This is a genomic window from Streptomyces sp. NPDC039430 (genome assembly GCF_055639435.1).
The window spans coordinates 1-17,904 of the sequence record NZ_JBVKAK010000006.1 but is presented as its reverse complement, the minus strand read 5'-3'; the positions used below and the strand labels follow the sequence as shown (position 1 = coordinate 17,904).

Here is a 17,904-nt window from a genome sequence, read left to right as displayed (position 1 = left end):
GGACGGCGGGCGCCCCGAGGGCGAGCACTCCAAGGGCAAGCGCCCGAAGGACCGGCACCACCAGCTGGACAGCGGACAACTCACCGAACTGGGACAGCAGTTGCGGGTGGACTCGGTACGGGTCGCCGACGCGGCCGGATCGGGCCATCCCACCTCCTCGATGTCCGCCGCCGACCTCATGGCGGATCTGCTCGCCAACCATCTGCACTACGACTTCGACCGGCCGGACCATCCGGGCAACGACCGGCTGATCTTCTCCAAGGGGCATGCCTCGCCGCTGCTGTACTCCATGTATCTGGCGGCCGGCGCGGTGGACGAGAAGGAGTTCCTCACCTATCGCACCCTCGGCAGTCGGCTCGAAGGCCATCCCACCCCGCGACTTCCCTGGGTCGATGTGGCCACCGGATCGCTGGGGCAGGGGCTGCCCGTCGGCGTCGGCATGGCGCTCGCCGGCCAGCGGCTGGCCCACACCCCGTACCACGTCTGGGTGTTGTCCGGCGACAGCGAGATGGCCGAGGGCTCCGTATGGGAGGCGATCGAGCACGCCGGGGACCAGCACCTCGACTCGCTGACCCTCATCATCGACGTCAACCGCCTGGGCCAGCGCGGGCCCACCCGCCATCAGCGGGATCTGGACGCGTACGGCCGCAGGCTGCGCGCCTTCGACTGGCACACCATCGAGATCGACGGCCATGACCTCGACGCCGTCGACGCCGCCTTCACCGAGGCCCGGTCGACCTTCCGCAAGCCGACCGCGATCATCGCGGGCACCCGGAAGGGCCGCGGCGTCGCCTCCGTCGAGGACCGCGAGGGCATGCACGGCAAGCCGCTGCCCGACGCGGAGAGCGCCATCGAGGAACTGGGCGGCCGGCGCTCCATCCGGGTGTCGGTGGCGAAGCCCGCCGAGCCCGGGAGCCACCCCCGCGGCGCGGGACGGCGCGGCGCCATCGCGCTGCCGCGGTACGACATCGGCGACTCGGTCGCCACCCGTGACGCCTACGGCAAGGCGCTGGCGGCCCTCGGCACGGCCCGCGAGGATGTCGTCGTCGTGGACGGCGAGGTCAGCGACTCCACCCGTTCCGAGTTCTTCGCCAAGGAGCACCCCGAGCGGTTCTTCGAGTGCTACATCGCCGAACAGCAGATGATCGCCGCCGCCGTCGGCATGCAGGCACTGGGCCATGTCCCGTACGCGTCGACCTTCGCGGCCTTCCTGACCCGCGCGCACGACTTCCTGCGGATGGCTGCCGTCAGCCGGGCCTCGATCAATGTCGTGGGCTCGCACGCCGGGGTCTCGATCGGCCAGGACGGCCCGTCCCAGATGGGTCTGGAAGACCTGGCGATGTTCCGTGCCATACATGGCAGTACGGTGCTCCACCCCTGCGACGCCAACCAGGCGGCGCGACTCGTGGCGGCGATGCATGAACTGCCCGGCGTCTGCTATCTGCGTACGCTCCGGGGAGCGACACCGGTCATCTACGGCCCGGACGAGCGGTTCCCCGTCGGCGGCAGCAAGGTGTTGCGGCGCTCCGAAGCGGACCGCGTGACACTGATCGGCGCCGGGATCACCGTCCATGAATGTCTCAAGGCGGCGGATCTGCTGGCCGGGGAGGGCTTCCCCGTACGGGTCGTCGACCTGTACTCGGTCAAGCCCGTCGACGAAGACACGCTCCAGGCCGCGGCCGACGAGACCGGCTGCCTGGTCACGGTCGAGGATCACCACCCGGAGGGCGGTATCGGAGACGCGGTGGCCGCGGTGTTCTCGGACGGACGTCCTGCCCCGAAGCGGCTCGTACGGCTCGCGGTGGGGAACATGCCGGGCTCGGCGACGCCGGCGGAGCAGCTCAGGGCGGCCGGCATCGACGCGGACTCGATCGCGGCGGGACTGCGGCTGCTGGTGGAACAGACCCTCCGCTGACAGCGGGAGGCACACACAACGCGGCCGGCGCACAACGCGACCCGGCACAACAGGAGTCACGCACAACAGCAGTCACGCGGAACAGCAGTCACGCGGAACGGGAGCCACTCAGGGCGGAGACACACGGAAGCACCGGACACACAGCAGACCCGGACAACAGCAGAACCGGACATCCGGAAGCACCGGACAGCCGGACCTACGGCGAAGAGAGGGAAGACGGCATGAACCCCCATCCCGGCCCGCGGCCCGCACCGGCCGCGACACACCGGCCGACCGAGCGCGAAGGACGGATACGTACCTGCGTTCCGGCGCGGGTCACCCCGCGCGAGCGCCGGGCCAGAGCCGGCCACGAGCGACAGGAGACGGCCGATCAGGAGTGGAACGTAGTACGTGGAGAGGACTGAGTGACTGTGCGGCTGACGACAGCCCGACTGAACAACGGCCCGGACGTGGAAGCGGGCCAGAACGCGGACACCTGGGAGTGGCTGCGGCACGCGGCCTGCACCGGCGTCGACCCCGAGCTGTTCTTCCCGGTGGGGGACTCGGGACCGGCAGCCGAGCAGGCTGAGCGCGCCAAGCGGGTGTGCCACAGCTGCCCGGTGGAGAGCCAGTGCCTCGAATGGGCGCTGGCCACCGGCCGCACCTCCGGTGTCTGGGGCGGTACGGACGAGGAGGAGCGCCGGCGGCTGCGGCGGCGCGTCGAGCGGCGCAAGGCCCCGGACGGCCCTCCGGCACGCCCGCGCGGGTCCGCGGCGCCCGGCCGGCCGCGGCGTTCCTGAGGCGTGCCCACGCCCACGCGAGCGTGCCCACGCCCACGCGAGCGTGCCCATGTGCGGCGCGCCCAGGTGCGGCGTGCCCACGCCCTCGGTCCGGCGCGTCCCGTGTTGCGGGGCCGGGCGGACCACGGGAGGGTCGGACTGCCGAATCGAGGCGAACGGAGGAGGAATCGCCCCATGCCCATCGCGACGGTGAATCCCGCCAGCGGAGAGACGCTCAAGACCTTCGACGCGCTGGGAGCCGAGGAGATCGAGAGCCGGATCGCCTCCGCCGCCCACGCGTTCCGGCGGTACCGGCTCACCGGATTCGACGAACGCGCGCGGCTGCTGAACCGCGCCGCCGACCTGCTGGAGCAGGACGCGCCGGAGATCGCCCGGACCATGACCACCGAGATGGGCAAGCCGGTCGCGGCGGCCCGCGCGGAGGCGCTGAAGTGCGTGAAGGCGATGCGCTGGTACGCGGAGCGCGCCGAGGGCCTGCTCGCGGACGAGCACCCCACGGCCGCCGACGTACGGGACGCGGGCGCGGTACGGGCGAGCGTCCGCTACCGGCCGCTGGGCGTGGTCCTCGCGGTGATGCCGTGGAACTTCCCTCTCTGGCAGGTCGTACGGTTCGCCGCGCCCGCCCTGATGGCCGGGAACGTGGGGCTGCTCAAGCACGCCTCGAACGTTCCGCAGACCGCCCTGTACCTGGAAGACCTGTTCGCCAGGGCCGGATTCCCGGCCGGCTGCTTCCAGACGCTGCTGGTGGGCTCCAGCGCGATCGAGAACATCCTGCGCGACCCCCGGGTGGCCGCCGTGACGCTCACCGGCAGCGAGCCGGCCGGCCGGTCCGTCGCGGCGATCGCGTCCGACGAGGTCAAGAAGTCCGTTCTGGAGCTGGGGGGCAGCGATCCGTACGTCGTCATGCCCTCGGCGGACATCGAACGGGCGGCGCGTACGGCGGTCACGGCCCGGGTGCAGAACAACGGCCAGTCCTGTATCGCCGCCAAACGCTTCATCGTCCACGAGGACGTCTATGACGGCTTCGCCGAGCGGTTCACGGCCGGGATGCGTGATCTGACGGTCGGCGACCCGATGGACGAGACCACCGACGTGGGGCCGCTCTCCAGCGAGCGGGGCCGCGCCGACCTGGAGAGGCTGGTCGACGACGCGCTGAGCCGGGGCGCGATCGCCCTGTGCGGCGGACAGCGCCCCAAGGAGCACGAGCGGGGCTGGTACTACGCGCCCACGGTGCTCGCCGGCATCACCGCCGCCATGCGGATCCACCGCGAGGAGACCTTCGGCCCGGTCGCCACGCTCTACCGGGTCTCCGGGCTGGACGAGGCGGTGGCGCTCGCCAACGACACGCCCTTCGGGCTGAGTTCCAATGTCTGGACGCGTGACGAGGAGGACGTGCGCCGCTTCGTACGGGATCTGGAGGCGGGCGGGATCTTCTTCAACGGGATGACGGCCTCGCATCCCGCCCTCCCCTTCGGCGGTGTGAAGCGCTCCGGTTACGGGCGGGAGCTGTCGGCGCACGGCATCAGGGAGTTCTGCGACATCACCACGGTGTGGCACGGCGCGGAGCCCGACGACGGCTCCTGAACCACGCCGCAGGACCAGCAGGGAGACGAGGCGGGTATGCGCAAGGCGACCACGACCACCGCGGGGGCCGCGGCGGGGCTCACCGAGGCAGAGCTCGCCGCCCTCGACGCCCACTGGCGTGCCGCCAACTATCTGGCCGTCGGCCAGATTTATCTGATGGCCAACCCGCTGCTCCAGGAGCCGCTGGCGCCGGAGCACATCAAACCCCGTCTGCTCGGCCACTGGGGGACCTCACCGGGTCTGAACCTGGTGCACACCCATCTGAACCGGGTGATCAAGGCCCGGGATCTCGACGCGCTGTGCGTGTGGGGGCCGGGCCACGGCGGTCCCGCCGTACTCGCCAACTCCTGGCTGGACGGCACGTACTCCGAGACCTATCCGGATGTCGGCCGGGACCGGGAGGGCATGGAGCGGCTCTTCCGGCAGTTCTCCTTCCCCGGCGGGGTTCCCAGCCATGTGGCCCCCGAGACACCGGGCTCCATCCATGAGGGCGGCGAGCTCGGCTACTCCCTCGCGCACGCCTACGGAGCCGCGCTGGACAACCCCGGACTGCTGGTCGCCTGTGTGATCGGTGACGGCGAGGCGGAGACGGGGCCGCTGGCCGCGTCCTGGCACTCGAACAAGTTCCTCGACCCGGTGCACGACGGCGCGGTGCTGCCGATCCTGCATCTCAACGGGTACAAGATCGCCAACCCGGCCGTGCTCGCCCGGGTGCCGGAGAGCGAACTCGACTCCCTGCTGCGCGGCTACGGCCATGAACCCCTCCATGTCACCGGCGACGACCCCCTGACCGTCCACCGCGCCCTGGCCGCGACGATGGACCGCGCCCTGGACCGCATCGCCCAGATCCAGCGGGACGCCCGCGAGGGCCGGACCACCGACCGGCCGGACTGGCCCGTGATCGTGCTGCGTACGCCCAAGGGCTGGACCGGCCCCCGTGAAGTCGACGGACTGCCCGTCGAGGGGACCTGGCGCGCGCATCAGGTCCCGCTGAGCGGCGTACGGGACAACCCCGACCATCTGCGCATGCTCCAGGAGTGGCTGCGTTCGTACCGCCCCGGGGAACTGTTCGACGCGACGGGCACGCCCCGTCCCGCCGTACTCGACTGCGTACCGGCGGGAACGCGCAGGCTGGGCGCCAGTCCGCACGCCAACGGCGGCCTGCTGCTGCGGGATCTGCCGGTCCCGCGGCTGGAGCGGCACGCCGTACGCGTGGACAGGCCCGGCACGGTCCTGCACGAACCCACCCGCGTGCTCGGCTCGTTGCTGGAATCCGTCATGGAAGCCACCTCGGGACGGCGCGACTTCCGCGTCTTCGGCGCCGACGAGACCGCGTCCAACCGGCTGGACGCGCTCTACGAGGCCACGGCCAAGACCTGGCAGGCCGAGACGCTCGCCACGGACGAACATCTCGCGTCCGACGGCCGGGTGATGGAGGTGCTCTCCGAGCATCTGTGCCAGGGATGGCTTGAGGGCTATCTCCTCACCGGCCGGCACGGTCTCTTCTCCAGCTACGAGGCGTTCGCCCATATCGTCGACTCCATGGTCAACCAGCACATCAAGTGGCTGAGAACCTCGCGGCGGCTGCACTGGCGCCGCCCCATCGCCTCCCTCAACTACCTGCTGACGTCACACGTCTGGCGCCAGGACCACAACGGCTTCTCCCACCAGGACCCCGGCTTCGTCGACCACATCCTGAACAAGAGCCCCGAGGTCGTCCGGGTCTATCTGCCGCCGGACGCCAACACGCTGCTCTCCGTGGCCGACCATGTGCTGCGCAGCCGTGACTACGTCAATGTGATCGTCGCCGGCAAGCAGCCGAGCTTCGACTGGCTGACGCTCGACGAGGCCCGCGCCCACTGCGCCCGGGGCGCGGGTGTCTGGCAGTGGGCCGGTACGGAGAGCGCGTCCAAGACCAGCTACCGCGAGCCGCACGCCGTCCTGGCCTGCGCGGGGGACGTACCCACGCAGGAGACACTGGCCGCCGCCGACCTGCTGCGGCGGTATCTGCCCGAACTGGTCGTGCGTGTGATCAACGTCGTCGACATGGCGCGGCTGCTGACCCATGACGAACACCCGCACGGGATGACGGACTCCGAGTACGACGCCCTGTTCACCGTCGACAAGCCGGTGATCTTCGCGTACCACGGCTATCCCTGGCTGATCCACCGGCTCGCGTACCGCCGCCGGGGGCATGAGAACCTCCATGTCCGCGGCTACAAGGAGGAGGGGACGACCACGACCCCGTTCGACATGGTCGTCCGCAATGACCTCGACCGGTACCGGCTGGTCATGGACGTGATCGACCGGGTGCCGGGGCTGGGGGTACGGGCGGTCGCCGTACGCCAGACGATGGCGGACGTACGCACCCGCCACCACGCGTGGATCCGCGAGCACGGCACGGACCTTCCCGAGGTCGCGGACTGGACCTGGACGGGCTGAGCCCGGCCCCGCCGGACGGCGGAACCGGGCTCGTCGCCGCGTCACCGTGCGCCGGTCAGGGCGGGCGACCGCTTACGGCGTGAACTCGCCGGTCAGCGCGGCGGCCATGCGCAGCTGCGGCGCGGCCTCCTCGGCCCTGCCCTGCCGCTCCAGCGTGCGGCCCAGCATCAGCCGGGCGTACTGCTCCACCGGGTCGCGCTCCAGGACGGCGCGCAGCTCGGTCTCGGCCTTCGCCAGCCGCGCCGAGTGGTAGTAGGCGCGCGCCAGCAGCAGCCGCGGGGCGACCTGCTCCGGGACCTCGTCCACCAGCCCGGTGAGGATACGGGCGGCCGTGACGTACTCCTTGGCGTCGAAGAACAGCTGTGCGCGGTCCCAGCGCTCGGCGGCCGTTCCGTACTCGTAGTACGTGGTCTCCACGTGCCCTCCTCCATCGTCTTCGTACACCGTGAACACCGTAAGATGGTTGAACATTCCACTATCGATTTCGTGTGGGTACTGCCCGACCGGGCACCACGGGAATAGGTTGTCCGCCATGAGCAATCTTGATCGTCAGGCATCCGTCGCCGTCTGCGGCGGTCGCGGTTTCGTCGTCGCCGAACCGGTTCGTGAGTTGCTGAGCCCGCGCCGGGTCCAATTGGGGGAGTCCACCGAGGTCCGCAGGCTGCTGCCGAACCTGGGCCGCCGCATGGTGGGCGCCTGGGCCTTCGTCGATCATTACGGGCCCGACGACATCGCCGACGAGCCCGGCATGCAGGTGCCGCCCCACCCGCATATGGGCCTCCAGACCGTCAGCTGGCTGCACGACGGCGAGGTGCTGCACCGCGACAGCCTCGGCAGCCTCCAGACGGTACGCCCGCGCGAACTGGGCCTGATGACCTCCGGCCGGGCGATCTCCCACTCCGAGGAGAGCCCGCGCCCGCACGCGCGCTTCCTGCACGGCGCCCAGCTCTGGGTGGCGCTCCCGGACGCCCACCGCGAGGTCAGCCCGCACTTCCAGCACCACGCCGACCTGCCGGTCGTCACCGCGCCGGGCCTGAGCGCCACCGTCATCCTCGGCGCCCTGGACGGCGCCGTCTCGCCCGGCACCACCTACAGCCCCCTCGTCGGCGCCGACCTGTCCCTCGCCGGCGGCGCGGAGACCCGGCTGCCGCTCGACCCCGACTTCGAATACGCCGTACTGGCCATGTCCGGCGAGGCGGAGGTCGACGGCGTACCCGTACTGCCCGGCTCCATGCTCTACCTCGGCTGCGGCCGCACGGAACTCCCCCTGCGCGCCGGGTCCGACGCGGGTCTGATGCTCCTCGGCGGCGAGCCCTTCGAGGAGGAGATCGTCATGTGGTGGAACTTCATCGGGCGTTCGCACGAGGAGATCGAGGCGGCGCGAAAGGACTGGATGGAGAGCACCCGCTTCGGTGAGGTGACGGGCTACGACGGCGACCGGCTGCCGGCCCCCGAACTCCCGCCGGTGGCCTTGAAACCGCGTGGCCGGGTGCGCTGATCTGGCCTGATCGATCCTGTCGCGACCCGCCGCGTGGCCTTCGCCGTGCCCTCTCACCGGCCTGGTGAGGGGGCACGGTCGTGCCGCTGTTGGGTGCGCTCTTGGGGAGGTTGCGGTTGCAGGTGTTGGTACCTGTGACCAGGAGTTGGATTGTTCCGGACGGGCTGTGGGAGATCGCGGAGCCGCTGATCCCGCCGTCGAAGTTGCGGCCGCAGGGCGGTGGGACCCAGGACGCGCCTGATGAGAAGCTGTTCGCCGCGATCATCTACGTCATGGTCAGCGGATGCGCCTGGCGGTCGCTGCCGCCGTGCTTCGGAATATCGAAGTCGACGGCCCACCGCAGGTTCCTGATCTGGTCGAGAGCCGGCGTTTGGGGCCGGCTGCACGAGGAGATCCTGGACCGCTTGGACGATGCCGGCCTGCTCGGCCTCTCCCGCGCGGTCCTGGACTCCGCGCACGTGAGGGCTAAAGAAGGGGCGAACTCACAGGTCCGAGCCCCCGTGGACCGGGGCAGGCCGGGTTCCAAGGATGCGCGTCCTGTCGGACGCGAACGGACTGCTTCTCCTCGTCGGCCTCTCCGCGGCGAACAGCCACGACAGCCAAGCACTGAAGCCCATGATCACGGATCACCGAACGAGACACGACCCCCACCGAGGACGCTACTTCAAGCCTCGCCGCCTCCATGCGGACAAGGCATACGAGGTACAGCGCCTGGCCGCCGACGGGGTGTCGTGGCGGATCCATCAGGGCGACTGCGGCATGGGAAGGGCCCTGCCCTGGTTGTGCGCGGGACGAGGCGCGCCGGATGCTGGCGGACGGAGTGGATGCCTGCCCGTACTGCAACCCGGACGTGGCGCCGGGGCTCCTCTAAGCGGAGTGTGACCTGCGGCCGGCTGTTTTCTTCGCGGCCGTCTTCTTCACCGTGGCCTTCTTCGACGCAGCCTTCTTGGCCGTGGCCTTCTTCTTCGGTATCTCGTGCACCGTCGCGGGCTCGCTCTCACCGCGGCCCGACCGGGCCTTGGCGACGGACTCGTCCAGCCCAACTTCCAGCCCCCGGCTCCGCGACCTGGACGACCAGCGGTTCTGTCGGACCACGATGCCCGGCGTCGAGACCGGCACGTACGGCGCGGTGGAGGACCCGGCCCGCAACCGCGTGAACCTGAACAAGATGATCGCGCACGGGCCCGGACATGCTGAAGGCCGCCGGTTCCCCGGTGATCAACCAGGTCTGCGCCTACGACCTGCCGCGCATGTTCGGCCCCGAACAGCTCCCCGCCGAAGGCCACGAACTCTGCGACGAGGACATCGCCGTCTGTCCCCGCTCAAGCACCGGAAGCGGCCCCGTCGAACGGGACCGGGTCGCCGTTCTCGTCCAGGACGACCGCACCGGTGTAGTCACCGCGTGCAGCGGGCGACGTGTCCTGTGTGCCGGGGTAGCTCGGCGGCCATGTCTGGCTCCATCTCGGCCTTGTTTCGGGGAGTCTGCCGCCTGTCAGTTCGTGCATCGAGCAGGCTGAGCGGGTCCGGCTGACTGTTCGATGGGGGTTTCGATGCTGGAGAAGCTGTTCGACACCATGGACTGGCCGCGTCCGGAAAGAGTGGAGGCGTGGCAGGAGATCGTCGGACGCTCGTTGATGTCTGTGGAGATGTCGGTCGACTCGCCTGGCAGTTTTCAGGCTTCCCTGGTGGGCGCGGATCTGGGGGTGGCTCAGTTGGCCGGGCTGAGCTATTCGTCGAAGGTGGTACGGCGCCCGGCTCGTCTGATCCGCAGCAGTGACCCCGAGATGTACTGCGTGGCTCTGGTGTCGCGGGGGCGCCAGATCATCAGTCAGTCCCGGCGGGAGGCCGTCGGGGAAGCGGGCGGTCTGGTGGTCTATGCGAGCACCCGGCCCTACGAGGTGAAGGTCGACGGTGGTCACGGCACCGCCCGCTGCCTGGTGGCGCAGGTGCCCCGGCCGTTGCTGCCGTTCGCCCGGGACCGGCTCGACTCGTTGCTGGCAACTCTTCTGCCAGCCGACGAGGGCGTGGGCGCTCTGCTCGCACAGTTCTTGACGCGGCTTGCCGACGACTCCGGCTCCTACCGGGCTGCCGACGCTCCCCGTCTGGGCACCGTGCTGCTTGATCTGCTCAGCGCGCTGGTCGCGCACCACCTCGACGACACCGCAGTGGTACCGCAGGAGTCGCGTGAGCGGGCGCTCATCCTGCAGATCAAGAGCTTCGCGCACCGGCACCTCAGTGACTCCCGCTTGTGCGCTGACAGCGTCGCGTCAGCACACCACATCTCAACCCGCCACCTGCACCGGACCTTCCGGAGCAACGGCCAGACCATCGCCGCCTGGATCCGTGAGCAGCGACTGGAGTCCGCGAGGCGAGACCTGCTTGATGCCGCTTTGGTGCACCAGCCCATCCATGTCATCGCCACCCGATGGGGATTCACACACCCGGCAGCTTTCAGCCGCACCTTCCGCACCGCTTACGGGATCTCACCGCAGGACTTCCGCCACCACGCCCACGTGAGGCCAGGCACAGATTGTTAAGCCCGTGTCGCTCAGCGCCAACGACATCGGAAGCTCCCACCGGCACGCTCGGATGACCGCGTAGTCACGCGGAATGAGCGCGGCGGCACAGCCGCCTTACAACGTGGGGATCACATCATGCGTACACGCCGGACACTCACGGGACTCGGTGTCGGAACCGCCCTCGTTCTCGGAACGATGGCAGCGCCGGTGGCCCAGGCCATTCCCGCGGGGGAGGCCGCGGTCACGTGCGGCAACGCCGCCTGGCCGCACCAGGACAAGGACACGGCCGTGGGCCGGATCACGAAGACCACAAACGCGGCGGTTCACACGGGCCCTTACAGCGGCTGCGCCATCGTCGCCTATCTCGCCCCCAATACGTCAGTGAGCTACGACTGCTACGCCATCAACGACAACAACAACACCTGGACCTGGGTGCGCAGCACTGGCGGGGCGAGCATCGGATGGGTGTGGGACGACTACCTGAGCGGCGGCGGTTCGACCAAATTGTGCGACAAGTAGACAAGGGACCTCGTGAGCCATCAGGAAAGAAGGGAGATCCACATGAAGCTCAGCAGCACCCTGGGGGCGGCACTCGGAGCGGCCGCCCTGGTCGTGACCTCCGCCGGAGTATCGTCGGCTGCCCCCACCGCCTACACGTGCCCCATCGGCAACATCTGCTTCTACTCGGGCTCGAACGGCACAGGCCAGCGCTGCAACTGGCAGGTTTCGGACCCCGACTGGCGGGCGGGGACAACCACATGTTCCTGGTCCTCTTCGGCCAACGTGCGGTCCGTCTACAACAACGGCTATACCGGTGTTGTGTACTACACCGGGGCGAACTACACGAGCCGGGTGGGCTGCACCGGTGCGGGCGGGAGCGGTAACCTGACCGGCACGTACAAGGTCCGGTCCCATGAGTTCGGCGGCTGCTGAACGGGTCCGCGCACTGAGGGCTGCGCCCGGAGTCACCAGGCTAAGGGCGCAGCCGCTGTGCAGGATTCGTCATCTCGGCTTTGAGTGAGTAGCTTCTGACCGCGAAGACGGCCAGTACCACCCCCGACGGGGCATCGAAGGTGAGGATCAGGAACCTCGGTGCACCCTGCCGGTGTACCAGGCGGAGAAGACCGCCAAGAACCACCGGACGCTGGTCCGCAAGCGGGGCGGGGTGCTCTACGACCAGGCGGAGCGCCGAGCAGTCGATCCGGAAGGAGGCCGCAGCGAAGAACCGCCCGGCGGACCTGATCAACATCGCACTGGAGAAGGTGGTGGAGTCCGGGCTGGAGCTGCCGGCGTTCTCCACCTTCGACGTGATGGCCTCGAAGATCCGCCGCGAGGTGAACACCGCGATCTGCGACACGGACGTGTGGATGGGCAGGGTGGCCGCGGGCAAGGTCACCGACTTCGCCGGGGAGGCGGACGCCGCCGACGTGGCGGAGCTGCGTGACCACCGGCCCGTCAAGCGCCTCAGGCTGGTGGCCTGCCTGGTACACAAGTCCCGGATGAGGGTCCGCGACGACCTGGCGACGATGTTTTGCAAGCGGGTGGCGACGAAGGTCAAGAAGGCGAAGCAGGAGCTGGAGGAGATCCGGCTGGCCGAGCGGGAGATCGTCGAGGCCCTGATCGGCAACTACCGCACCGTGCTGAAGAACATCGACGAGGGCGCCCCGGCCCAGGCCGCGCTGGACGGCCTGGACGAGACGGCGCCGCTCGATGAAGTGGCCAAGCGGCTGGACGGCGACGTCCCCCCGGCCCTGCTCGCGCTGGCGCAGGCCCCGGTGGTGCAGGCCGGCGGGCTCGGGGCGGTCACCCCGACCGTGGAGGAGCTCGGCGGGTTCGACAAGCAGTACGAGCAGATCGAGAAGGTCTCGGCCCATCACGGCAACTTCTGGGAGGTGCTGCTGTACGGGCGGATCGGCCGGGATCGGGCGGTGATGTTCGGCCTCGCGGAGAAGCTGGAGTTCACCGCCACCCCGGAGGACGGGCGGGCGCTGGACGCGCTCGCGCACGCACAGCGCCACCAGGCGGCCCGCGGCGAGTACATCACCGCCTTCGACGAAGCGGGCAGGGAGGTGGACATCTCCTTCGCCGCCCAGAACTGGCGCAAGGCCGTCCTCGACAAGACCCGGCCCGGGCAGTTCGTCCGCAAACACGTCGAGGCGATGGTCTTCACCGCCCTGGCGGAGGAGCCGCGCACCGGCGATGTCGCGGTGGTCGGCTCGGAGGAGTACGCCGACTGGTCCAAGCAACTGCTCGCGTGGCAGACCGCGCGGGAAAAGCTGGGCGCCTACCTGGTGGAGGTCGGCCTCGCCGAGGAGGGCGAGACGGCCGAATTCGACGCCGGCTTCTTCCGCAGGCAGCTGGAGGACAAACTGCGGGACGCCGCCGCGGCGGCGGACGTCGGCTACCCAGACAACGAGGGCCTGGTCATCGACCCGGAGACCGGCATCCCCTCGCTCAAGCCGCACCGCTCGGAGGGCCAGCGGCCATCTGCGAAGCGGCTTGAGGAGGAGATCAAGGCTCGGACGCCCGAGCGGTCGCTGATGGGAATCCTCGCCCGCACGGCGTACTGGGTGGAGTGGTGGCGCCGGTTCGGCCCCGCCTCCGGCAACGTGCCCAAGCTAGCCGACCCGTTCGGCCGCTACGTGATCACGACGTTCGTGAAGGGCACGAACATGGGCCCGTACGAAGGCCGCCCGGCACATCCCCGGTGTGAGCGGGCACGAGCTGTTGTACACGGCGAACCGGCACTTCTCCATCGTGCTGCTGAACGAGGCCGTCGCCGACCTGGTCAACGCGCACGCCCAGCCCGACATCTCCCAGGCGCGGGGAGACGGCACCGCGGTGGCCGCCGACGGCACCCACATGGACACCTATCTCGACAACCTACTCGCCGAGACCTCCGTGCGGTACGGCAAGCCGGGCGGCATCGCCTACCACCACATCTCCGACACCTACATCGCGCTGTTCACGCACTTCATTCCGTGCGGGGTGTGGGAGGCGGTGTACATCATCGAGGGCCTGCTGAAGAACACCTCCGAGGTCAAGCCGACCACGGTGCACGCCGACACCCAGGGCCAGTCCTTCCCGGTGTTCGCGCTCGCCCACCTGCTGAGCTTCGACCTGATGCCCCGCATCCGGAACTGGAAGGACTCCACGTTCTACCGATCCAGCAAGACCAGCGAGTACGTCCACATCGACGCCCTGTTCGGCGAGCCGGGCAAGAACGTCATCGACAGGTACCTGATCGAGTCGCGGTTTCCGGCACCTGCTGCGGGTGGCCGTCTCGGTGCGGGAGGGGGCGATCTCCTCCTCCACGCTGCTCAAGCGACTGCGGTCCGGATCGCGGAAGAACGCCACCTACACCGCCTTCCGCGAGGCCGGCCGCGTCATTCGCACCGTGCGGCTGCCGCGCTACCTCACCGACGCCCCGCTGCGCAGGCGGGTGACCGCGGCGACGAACAAGGTCGAGTCGTTCAACCGGTTCTTCCAGTGGGTCGGGTTCGGCAACCGCGGCGTCATCGCCGGCAACGACCCCGTAGAGGCAGGAGAAGCCGATGCACATCAACCGGTTCGGCGAGTACAGCACGCACGAGCTCGGTCTCCAGCCGGAGGCGTACGACCCGAAGCTGGACGTGGACTTCACCCCGCTGCACGAGCAGGCCCCGGCCGTGGCCGGCTTCGGCCAGGCCGCCTGAAAGGCCGGGGCCGGTCGGCAGCCTGGCACGAACCGGCGGGGCACCTTGACCACCACCTGCGTCCGCCCCTCGCCGATCGGCGTCTCGACGCCCTCGGCCCTGCCGTCCAGCAGGCCCTGCTCGGTGAGGGAGCAGGCCAGGTGGCCCGCAGGCCGGCCGCGTCGGTTCCAGGTCTCCGCTCGTTCGCCCGGGGGCGGAGGCTGACCGGGCCGCTGTTGCGGTGCGCCGGGCGGGGGTCAGGCGGGTGCGAGGGTGTCGAGCCGGGCGGCGAGGTCGGGGTGGGCGGCGGCCAGGTGGGGGCGGGCGGCGGTCAGAGGGGCGATGAGGTCGGCGGGGTCGTCGTGGGCGAGGGCCGCGTGGAGCTCGGTGAGCGGGCGGCGGGCGGCGGGGGGCAGGTCGGTGAGGGCGGTGATCTGGCCGGCGAGGCGGCGCAGGTCGGCCGCGTTGTGGCGGGCCCAGGCGGCGGTGGTGCGGTCGGCGGCGCGGGCCTGTCGGGTGGCCTGGACGCGCTGTTCGCCGGTGGTCCCGGCGGGGCCGGGGCGGCCGCGCAAGTAGCGGCGTTCGGCGGCCTGGCGGCTGGCGACGCCGAGGGGGTGGGCGAGGTCGGCCCAGCTGGCGCCCGCGTCGCGGGCCGTTTCGATCAGGCCGGTCTCCCATCCGGCGAGCTGCTCGCGTACCTGCCGCAGCAGCGACAAGGAGGCCAGGGCCTGTTCCGGACCGGGGGCGGGGGCGGTCGGGGTCTCGTGCTGGGCTGCACGCAGGGCGTCGTCAATGGCGTCAAGGGCCGCCGCGGCGGCAACGAACGACACCGGGCTGTGGGCGTCGGTGCTGGGCAAGGACGGCTGGTCTGCTGCGGTCACGGACACCTCCCTCAGGTTGTCATCAGGTAGACGACATCATGTTTGTCATCCATTGGATGACATGTTACAACGGTGTCAGTGAAGCGCATTGGCAGTAACTGCCTGAACCTGCTGGAGGTGTTTTCACGATGTTGATGCGCACTGACCCCTTCCGTGAGCTGGACCGGCTGACGCAGCAGTTGATGGGCCCGGGCACCTGGTCGAAACCGTCGGCGATGCCGATGGACGCCTACCGCGAGGGCGACGAGTACGTGGTGGCCTTCGACCTTCCCGGCGTCACCGCGGACGCGATCGACATCGACGTCGAGCGGAACATGCTGACGGTCAAGGCCGAGCGCAGGCCGGTGGCGAAGGCCGACAACGTGCAGATGGAGCTGTCCGAGCGGCCGCTGGGCGTCTTCTCCCGCCAGATCGTGCTGGCCGACACCCTCGACACCGAGCACATCAAGGCCGACTACGACGCGGGCGTGCTGACCCTTCGGATCCCGATCGCCGAGCGTGCCAAGCCCCGCAAGATCTCCATCGGCGTCGCAACCGGCCACAAGGAGATCTCCGGCTGACACCGGACGGACAGGTGCGGAGGGCGGGGATCTGATCTCCCCCTCACCCGCCCTCCGCACCCCGTGGGCAGTCCGAAGAACAAGAAGGGGTGGCGGCCGAGATGACTCTGCGACGCGAAGCGTTCCTCGACCATGTCAAGGAACGCGGCGAGTACGGCACTGTGGAGGAAGCCGAGCGCGCGGCCCGTGTGGTGCTCGCCCTGCTCGGCGCGCATCTGATCGGCGAGGTCCGCGCCCGGCTCGCGGCACGCCTGCCGGAGGGCTTCGCCCTGATCCTGCTCAACCCGCTGCAGAGCGCCGGACCGCTGCCCCCTGAGCGGTTCATCCGGGCGACCGCGGCCTGGATCGAGGGCGCCACCGAGCAGACCGCGACCTGGGACGTCAGCGCCGTGCTGTCCACGGTCGCCGACACGGCCGGCGATGACCTGCTGGGGGAGATCCTGCTCCAGCTCCCCGCCGGCTACGACCTCCTCTTCGGCCGCCCCCAGCCCACCTGACCCCTACCTCGGTGCCGCACACCGGCACCCTGGCTCCCATGAAAGGCATGCACAGCAGTGATCACCGACGTACGCGCACCGCTTGAGCACCAGCACTCGTACTCGACGGCGTACGAGCAGATGCTGGAGAAGGTCCGCTACGAAGGCGCCTACCCCACCCGTGAGCGAGCCGACGAAGCCGTCCGTCTGGTCCTCTCGGGCCTGGGACGGCGGCTCACCGGCGACGAACGCGTCGATCTGGCCGCCTGCCTGCCCCTGGAGGCCGCACGTGTCCTGACCGCGCAGATCCCCGACACACAGCCGCTGACTGGATGGGCCTTCGTCAAGGACCTCGCCGCCCGCTCCGGCGCCTCCCTGGCCACGACCCGGTGGGACACGGGCTCCGTCTTCGCGGCCGTCGCCGCCCACGCCGGCACCGACCTCATCACCCGCATCCTGTACCAGCTCCCCGCCGGCTACGCGCTGCTGTTCGGCCGCGCCGAACTCACCCCGGCCGCGTAAAGGTCCGTGCCCTTCCAGCGCCAGGCAGGGTTGGACGACGGTGCACGGCCCGCGCACCCCGCGGGGAGAGGTCGCCGCAGCCCCGGCGTAACAGCCGGGCTACGGGCGGGGCCGGAGCCATGATGAAGACGACGTTGCCCGGGACGCCGAAGCGTCTCGGGCAGTGTGTGCGGTCGCCAGCCGCGAAGCCACTTGGGTAGTTGCAGGTCTCCGCCGTCTCAGGCTGAGGCCGACGGAGCGGATGACTCGGCGGTGCGGCGGTACTCGGCGTTGATGCGCTGGGCTTCTTCGAGCTGGTCTTCGAGGATGACGATGCGGCAGGCGGCCTCGATCGGGGTCCCGTGGTCGACGAGCTCCCGGGCCCGGGCGGCGATGCGCAGTTGGTAGCGGGAGTAGCGGCGGTGGCCGCCCGCGGAGCGGAGCGGGGTGATGAGGCGGGCCTCGCCGATGGCGCGGAGGAAGCCCTGGGTGGTGCCGAGCATCTCGGCGGCCCGGCCCATGGTGTAGGCGGGGTAGTCGTCGTCGTCGAGACGGCCGAAGGTGTCGTCTGCTGTCATTGCACCTCTCTGTGGAACATGCTTGAGGGGCCCTGGTGTCGTACGACACCAGGGCCCCGAAGGAACTGCTACACCATCTGCCGGCCCTGGTACTGCGCCGGCGTTCTGTTTCCGCTGACCCGACGGGAACGCTGCCGGGGGTGCGGGGATCGCGGTTGCTTGACCGGAGACCACCTCACTATCGATGTCCTGCGGTACCCGGGCTCAAGACCTCCGCCCGGGCGATCCTGATGGCGCCTGGCTCCTCCCTTCGGTGATCAACTGCGTACTGCTGGCACTGCGAACTGCTCAGAGGCCTGTGACAGCGCCACCTTCGGCAGCCAGCCCCGTCGCCAGTCCTGCGTCCGCTCTGGCTTAGACCGTGTCCTACATGGTCAGTTGGCAGTTGCGTTGGGCATGGGGAGTGGACAGTGGGGATGGATCCTTCCGGACGGGCTGTGGGAGCTGGCGAAGCCGTTGCTGCCGTCGGCGCGGGTGCGTCCGCAGGGCGGCGGGGT

General features: G+C 70.0%; 19 protein-coding genes and 5 pseudogenes. 18 read left to right on the top strand and 6 right to left on the bottom strand.

Annotated features, from left to right (window positions below):
- Positions 1-64: 64 nt before the first annotated feature.
- The 4 genes from ACZ7LS_RS16705 to ACZ7LS_RS16690 all read left to right on the top strand — a co-directional run bounded on the left by ACZ7LS_RS16705 (position 65) and on the right by ACZ7LS_RS16690 (position 6,720).
- On the top strand, positions 65-1,915 hold the full coding sequence (locus ACZ7LS_RS16705) for a transketolase (protein ID WP_385133608.1): 1,851 nt from the start codon (positions 65-67) through the stop codon (positions 1,913-1,915).
- A gap of 404 nt (positions 1,916-2,319) precedes the next feature.
- A complete protein-coding gene (locus ACZ7LS_RS16700; RefSeq protein WP_382516286.1) occupies positions 2,320-2,694 on the top strand; it encodes a WhiB family transcriptional regulator in 375 nt (124 codons plus the stop codon).
- A 174-nt stretch (positions 2,695-2,868) separates the two neighbouring features.
- Positions 2,869-4,278, top strand: a complete 1,410-nt coding sequence (locus tag ACZ7LS_RS16695; RefSeq protein ID WP_382516289.1) for an NADP-dependent succinic semialdehyde dehydrogenase — start codon at positions 2,869-2,871, stop codon at positions 4,276-4,278.
- Between the two features lie 36 nt (positions 4,279-4,314).
- On the top strand, positions 4,315-6,720 hold the full coding sequence (locus ACZ7LS_RS16690; protein WP_385133579.1) for a phosphoketolase family protein: 2,406 nt from the start codon (positions 4,315-4,317) through the stop codon (positions 6,718-6,720).
- Positions 6,721-6,792: 72 nt separating this feature from the next.
- Here ACZ7LS_RS16690 and ACZ7LS_RS16685 read toward each other — a convergent pair whose 3' ends face one another.
- Positions 6,793-7,137: a tetratricopeptide repeat protein gene (locus ACZ7LS_RS16685; RefSeq protein ID WP_382516295.1), complete on the bottom strand. Its 345-nt coding sequence runs from the start codon at positions 7,135-7,137 to the stop codon at positions 6,793-6,795.
- 115 nt (positions 7,138-7,252) lie between these two features.
- Here ACZ7LS_RS16685 and ACZ7LS_RS16680 point away from each other — a divergent pair, with 115 nt between their 5' ends.
- The 3 genes and pseudogenes from ACZ7LS_RS16680 (at position 7,253) to ACZ7LS_RS16670 (ending at position 9,089) form a co-directional block, all read left to right on the top strand.
- On the top strand, positions 7,253-8,218 hold the full coding sequence (locus ACZ7LS_RS16680) for a pirin family protein (protein WP_385133582.1): 966 nt from the start codon (positions 7,253-7,255) through the stop codon (positions 8,216-8,218).
- Between the two features lie 125 nt (positions 8,219-8,343).
- Positions 8,344-8,920 (top strand): annotated as a pseudogene (locus tag ACZ7LS_RS16675) (IS5 family transposase); the annotation flags it as partial.
- Entirely contained in the window at positions 8,901-9,089 is a 189-nt protein-coding gene (locus ACZ7LS_RS16670) for a DUF6233 domain-containing protein (protein WP_385133611.1), read from the top strand. The pseudogene ACZ7LS_RS16675 and the gene ACZ7LS_RS16670, both read left to right, overlap by 20 nt.
- Here ACZ7LS_RS16670 and ACZ7LS_RS16665 read toward each other — a convergent pair.
- Positions 9,086-9,313, bottom strand: a complete 228-nt coding sequence (locus tag ACZ7LS_RS16665) for a hypothetical protein (protein WP_385133614.1) — start codon at positions 9,311-9,313, stop codon at positions 9,086-9,088. The two genes, ACZ7LS_RS16670 and ACZ7LS_RS16665, sit on opposite strands and share 4 nt — an antisense overlap.
- Here ACZ7LS_RS16665 and ACZ7LS_RS16660 point away from each other — a divergent pair.
- The 4 genes and pseudogenes from ACZ7LS_RS16660 to ACZ7LS_RS16645 form a co-directional block, all read left to right on the top strand.
- Positions 9,267-9,492, top strand: a pseudogene (locus tag ACZ7LS_RS16660) (hypothetical protein); the annotation flags it as partial. The gene ACZ7LS_RS16665 and the pseudogene ACZ7LS_RS16660 overlap by 47 nt on opposite strands.
- Positions 9,493-9,768: 276 nt before the next feature.
- Positions 9,769-10,755, top strand: a complete 987-nt coding sequence (locus tag ACZ7LS_RS16655) for an AraC family transcriptional regulator (RefSeq protein WP_385133585.1) — start codon at positions 9,769-9,771, stop codon at positions 10,753-10,755.
- Positions 10,756-10,872: 117 nt separating this feature from the next.
- Positions 10,873-11,256 carry an SH3 domain-containing protein gene (locus ACZ7LS_RS16650; RefSeq protein WP_382516307.1) on the top strand — a complete coding sequence of 128 codons (384 nt, stop codon included), beginning with the start codon at positions 10,873-10,875 and terminating at the stop codon, positions 11,254-11,256.
- 42 nt (positions 11,257-11,298) lie between these two features.
- On the top strand, positions 11,299-11,670 hold the full coding sequence (locus ACZ7LS_RS16645) for a peptidase inhibitor family I36 protein (protein WP_382516308.1): 372 nt from the start codon (positions 11,299-11,301) through the stop codon (positions 11,668-11,670).
- Positions 11,671-11,710: 40 nt separating this feature from the next.
- Here ACZ7LS_RS16645 and ACZ7LS_RS16640 read toward each other — a convergent pair whose 3' ends face one another.
- Together ACZ7LS_RS16640 and ACZ7LS_RS16635 are read right to left on the bottom strand one after the other, a co-directional pair.
- Complete coding sequence (locus ACZ7LS_RS16640; protein WP_385133588.1) at positions 11,711-12,364, bottom strand: hypothetical protein; 654 nt, start codon at positions 12,362-12,364, stop codon at positions 11,711-11,713.
- A gap of 246 nt (positions 12,365-12,610) precedes the next feature.
- Entirely contained in the window at positions 12,611-12,841 is a 231-nt protein-coding gene (locus ACZ7LS_RS16635) for a hypothetical protein (protein ID WP_385133591.1), read from the bottom strand.
- Positions 12,842-13,446: 605 nt separating this feature from the next.
- Here ACZ7LS_RS16635 and ACZ7LS_RS16630 point away from each other — a divergent pair.
- The 3 genes and pseudogenes from ACZ7LS_RS16630 to ACZ7LS_RS16620 form a co-directional block, all read left to right on the top strand.
- Positions 13,447-13,929 (top strand): annotated as a pseudogene (locus ACZ7LS_RS16630) (Tn3 family transposase); the annotation flags it as partial.
- A gap of 82 nt (positions 13,930-14,011) precedes the next feature.
- Positions 14,012-14,215, top strand: a pseudogene (locus tag ACZ7LS_RS16625) (Tn3 family transposase); the annotation flags it as partial.
- A gap of 76 nt (positions 14,216-14,291) precedes the next feature.
- Positions 14,292-14,432, top strand: a complete 141-nt coding sequence (locus ACZ7LS_RS16620) for a hypothetical protein (protein WP_385133616.1) — start codon at positions 14,292-14,294, stop codon at positions 14,430-14,432.
- Positions 14,433-14,668: 236 nt separating this feature from the next.
- Here ACZ7LS_RS16620 and ACZ7LS_RS16615 read toward each other — a convergent pair whose 3' ends face one another.
- Complete coding sequence (locus tag ACZ7LS_RS16615) at positions 14,669-15,292, bottom strand: type III effector protein (protein ID WP_385133594.1); 624 nt, start codon at positions 15,290-15,292, stop codon at positions 14,669-14,671.
- 128 nt (positions 15,293-15,420) lie between these two features.
- On the opposite strand from ACZ7LS_RS16615, the gene ACZ7LS_RS16610 reads away from it, so the two are divergent.
- The 3 genes from ACZ7LS_RS16610 (at position 15,421) to ACZ7LS_RS16600 (ending at position 16,850) form a co-directional block, all read left to right on the top strand.
- Positions 15,421-15,852: an Hsp20/alpha crystallin family protein gene (locus tag ACZ7LS_RS16610; protein WP_382665117.1), complete on the top strand. Its 432-nt coding sequence runs from the start codon at positions 15,421-15,423 to the stop codon at positions 15,850-15,852.
- A gap of 101 nt (positions 15,853-15,953) precedes the next feature.
- Positions 15,954-16,349: a DUF2267 domain-containing protein gene (locus ACZ7LS_RS16605; protein WP_382516320.1), complete on the top strand. Its 396-nt coding sequence runs from the start codon at positions 15,954-15,956 to the stop codon at positions 16,347-16,349.
- 57 nt (positions 16,350-16,406) lie between these two features.
- Entirely contained in the window at positions 16,407-16,850 is a 444-nt protein-coding gene (locus ACZ7LS_RS16600; RefSeq protein WP_385133597.1) for a DUF2267 domain-containing protein, read from the top strand.
- Positions 16,851-17,068: 218 nt separating this feature from the next.
- Here the strand turns inward: ACZ7LS_RS16600 and ACZ7LS_RS16595 are convergent, their stop codons facing one another.
- The gene (locus tag ACZ7LS_RS16595) at positions 17,069-17,407 is read right to left on the bottom strand and encodes a MerR family transcriptional regulator (protein WP_382516325.1); all 339 of its coding nucleotides are present in this window, start codon (positions 17,405-17,407) and stop codon (positions 17,069-17,071) included.
- A 396-nt stretch (positions 17,408-17,803) separates the two neighbouring features.
- Between ACZ7LS_RS16595 and ACZ7LS_RS16590 the strand changes: the two are divergent.
- Positions 17,804-17,904: pseudogene (locus ACZ7LS_RS16590) on the top strand (IS5/IS1182 family transposase); the annotation flags it as partial.

Excerpts from the sequence above, each read along its gene's own strand:
- ACZ7LS_RS16695 (WP_382516289.1), top strand. The coding sequence starts at position 2,869 with ATGCCCATCGCGACGGTGAATCCCGCCAGCGGAGAGACGCTCAAGACC.
- ACZ7LS_RS16690 (WP_385133579.1), top strand. The coding sequence starts at position 4,315 with ATGCGCAAGGCGACCACGACCACCGCGGGGGCCGCGGCGGGGCTCACC.
- ACZ7LS_RS16680 (WP_385133582.1), top strand. The coding sequence starts at position 7,253 with ATGAGCAATCTTGATCGTCAGGCATCCGTCGCCGTCTGCGGCGGTCGC.
- ACZ7LS_RS16670 (WP_385133611.1), top strand. The coding sequence starts at position 8,901 with ATGCGGACAAGGCATACGAGGTACAGCGCCTGGCCGCCGACGGGGTGT.
- ACZ7LS_RS16655 (WP_385133585.1), top strand. The coding sequence starts at position 9,769 with ATGCTGGAGAAGCTGTTCGACACCATGGACTGGCCGCGTCCGGAAAGA.
- ACZ7LS_RS16650 (WP_382516307.1), top strand. The coding sequence starts at position 10,873 with ATGCGTACACGCCGGACACTCACGGGACTCGGTGTCGGAACCGCCCTC.
- ACZ7LS_RS16645 (WP_382516308.1), top strand. The coding sequence starts at position 11,299 with ATGAAGCTCAGCAGCACCCTGGGGGCGGCACTCGGAGCGGCCGCCCTG.
- ACZ7LS_RS16620 (WP_385133616.1), top strand. The coding sequence starts at position 14,292 with ATGCACATCAACCGGTTCGGCGAGTACAGCACGCACGAGCTCGGTCTC.
- ACZ7LS_RS16610 (WP_382665117.1), top strand. The coding sequence starts at position 15,421 with ATGTTGATGCGCACTGACCCCTTCCGTGAGCTGGACCGGCTGACGCAG.
- ACZ7LS_RS16605 (WP_382516320.1), top strand. The coding sequence starts at position 15,954 with ATGACTCTGCGACGCGAAGCGTTCCTCGACCATGTCAAGGAACGCGGC.
- ACZ7LS_RS16595 (WP_382516325.1), bottom strand. The coding sequence starts at position 17,407 with ATGACAGCAGACGACACCTTCGGCCGTCTCGACGACGACGACTACCCC.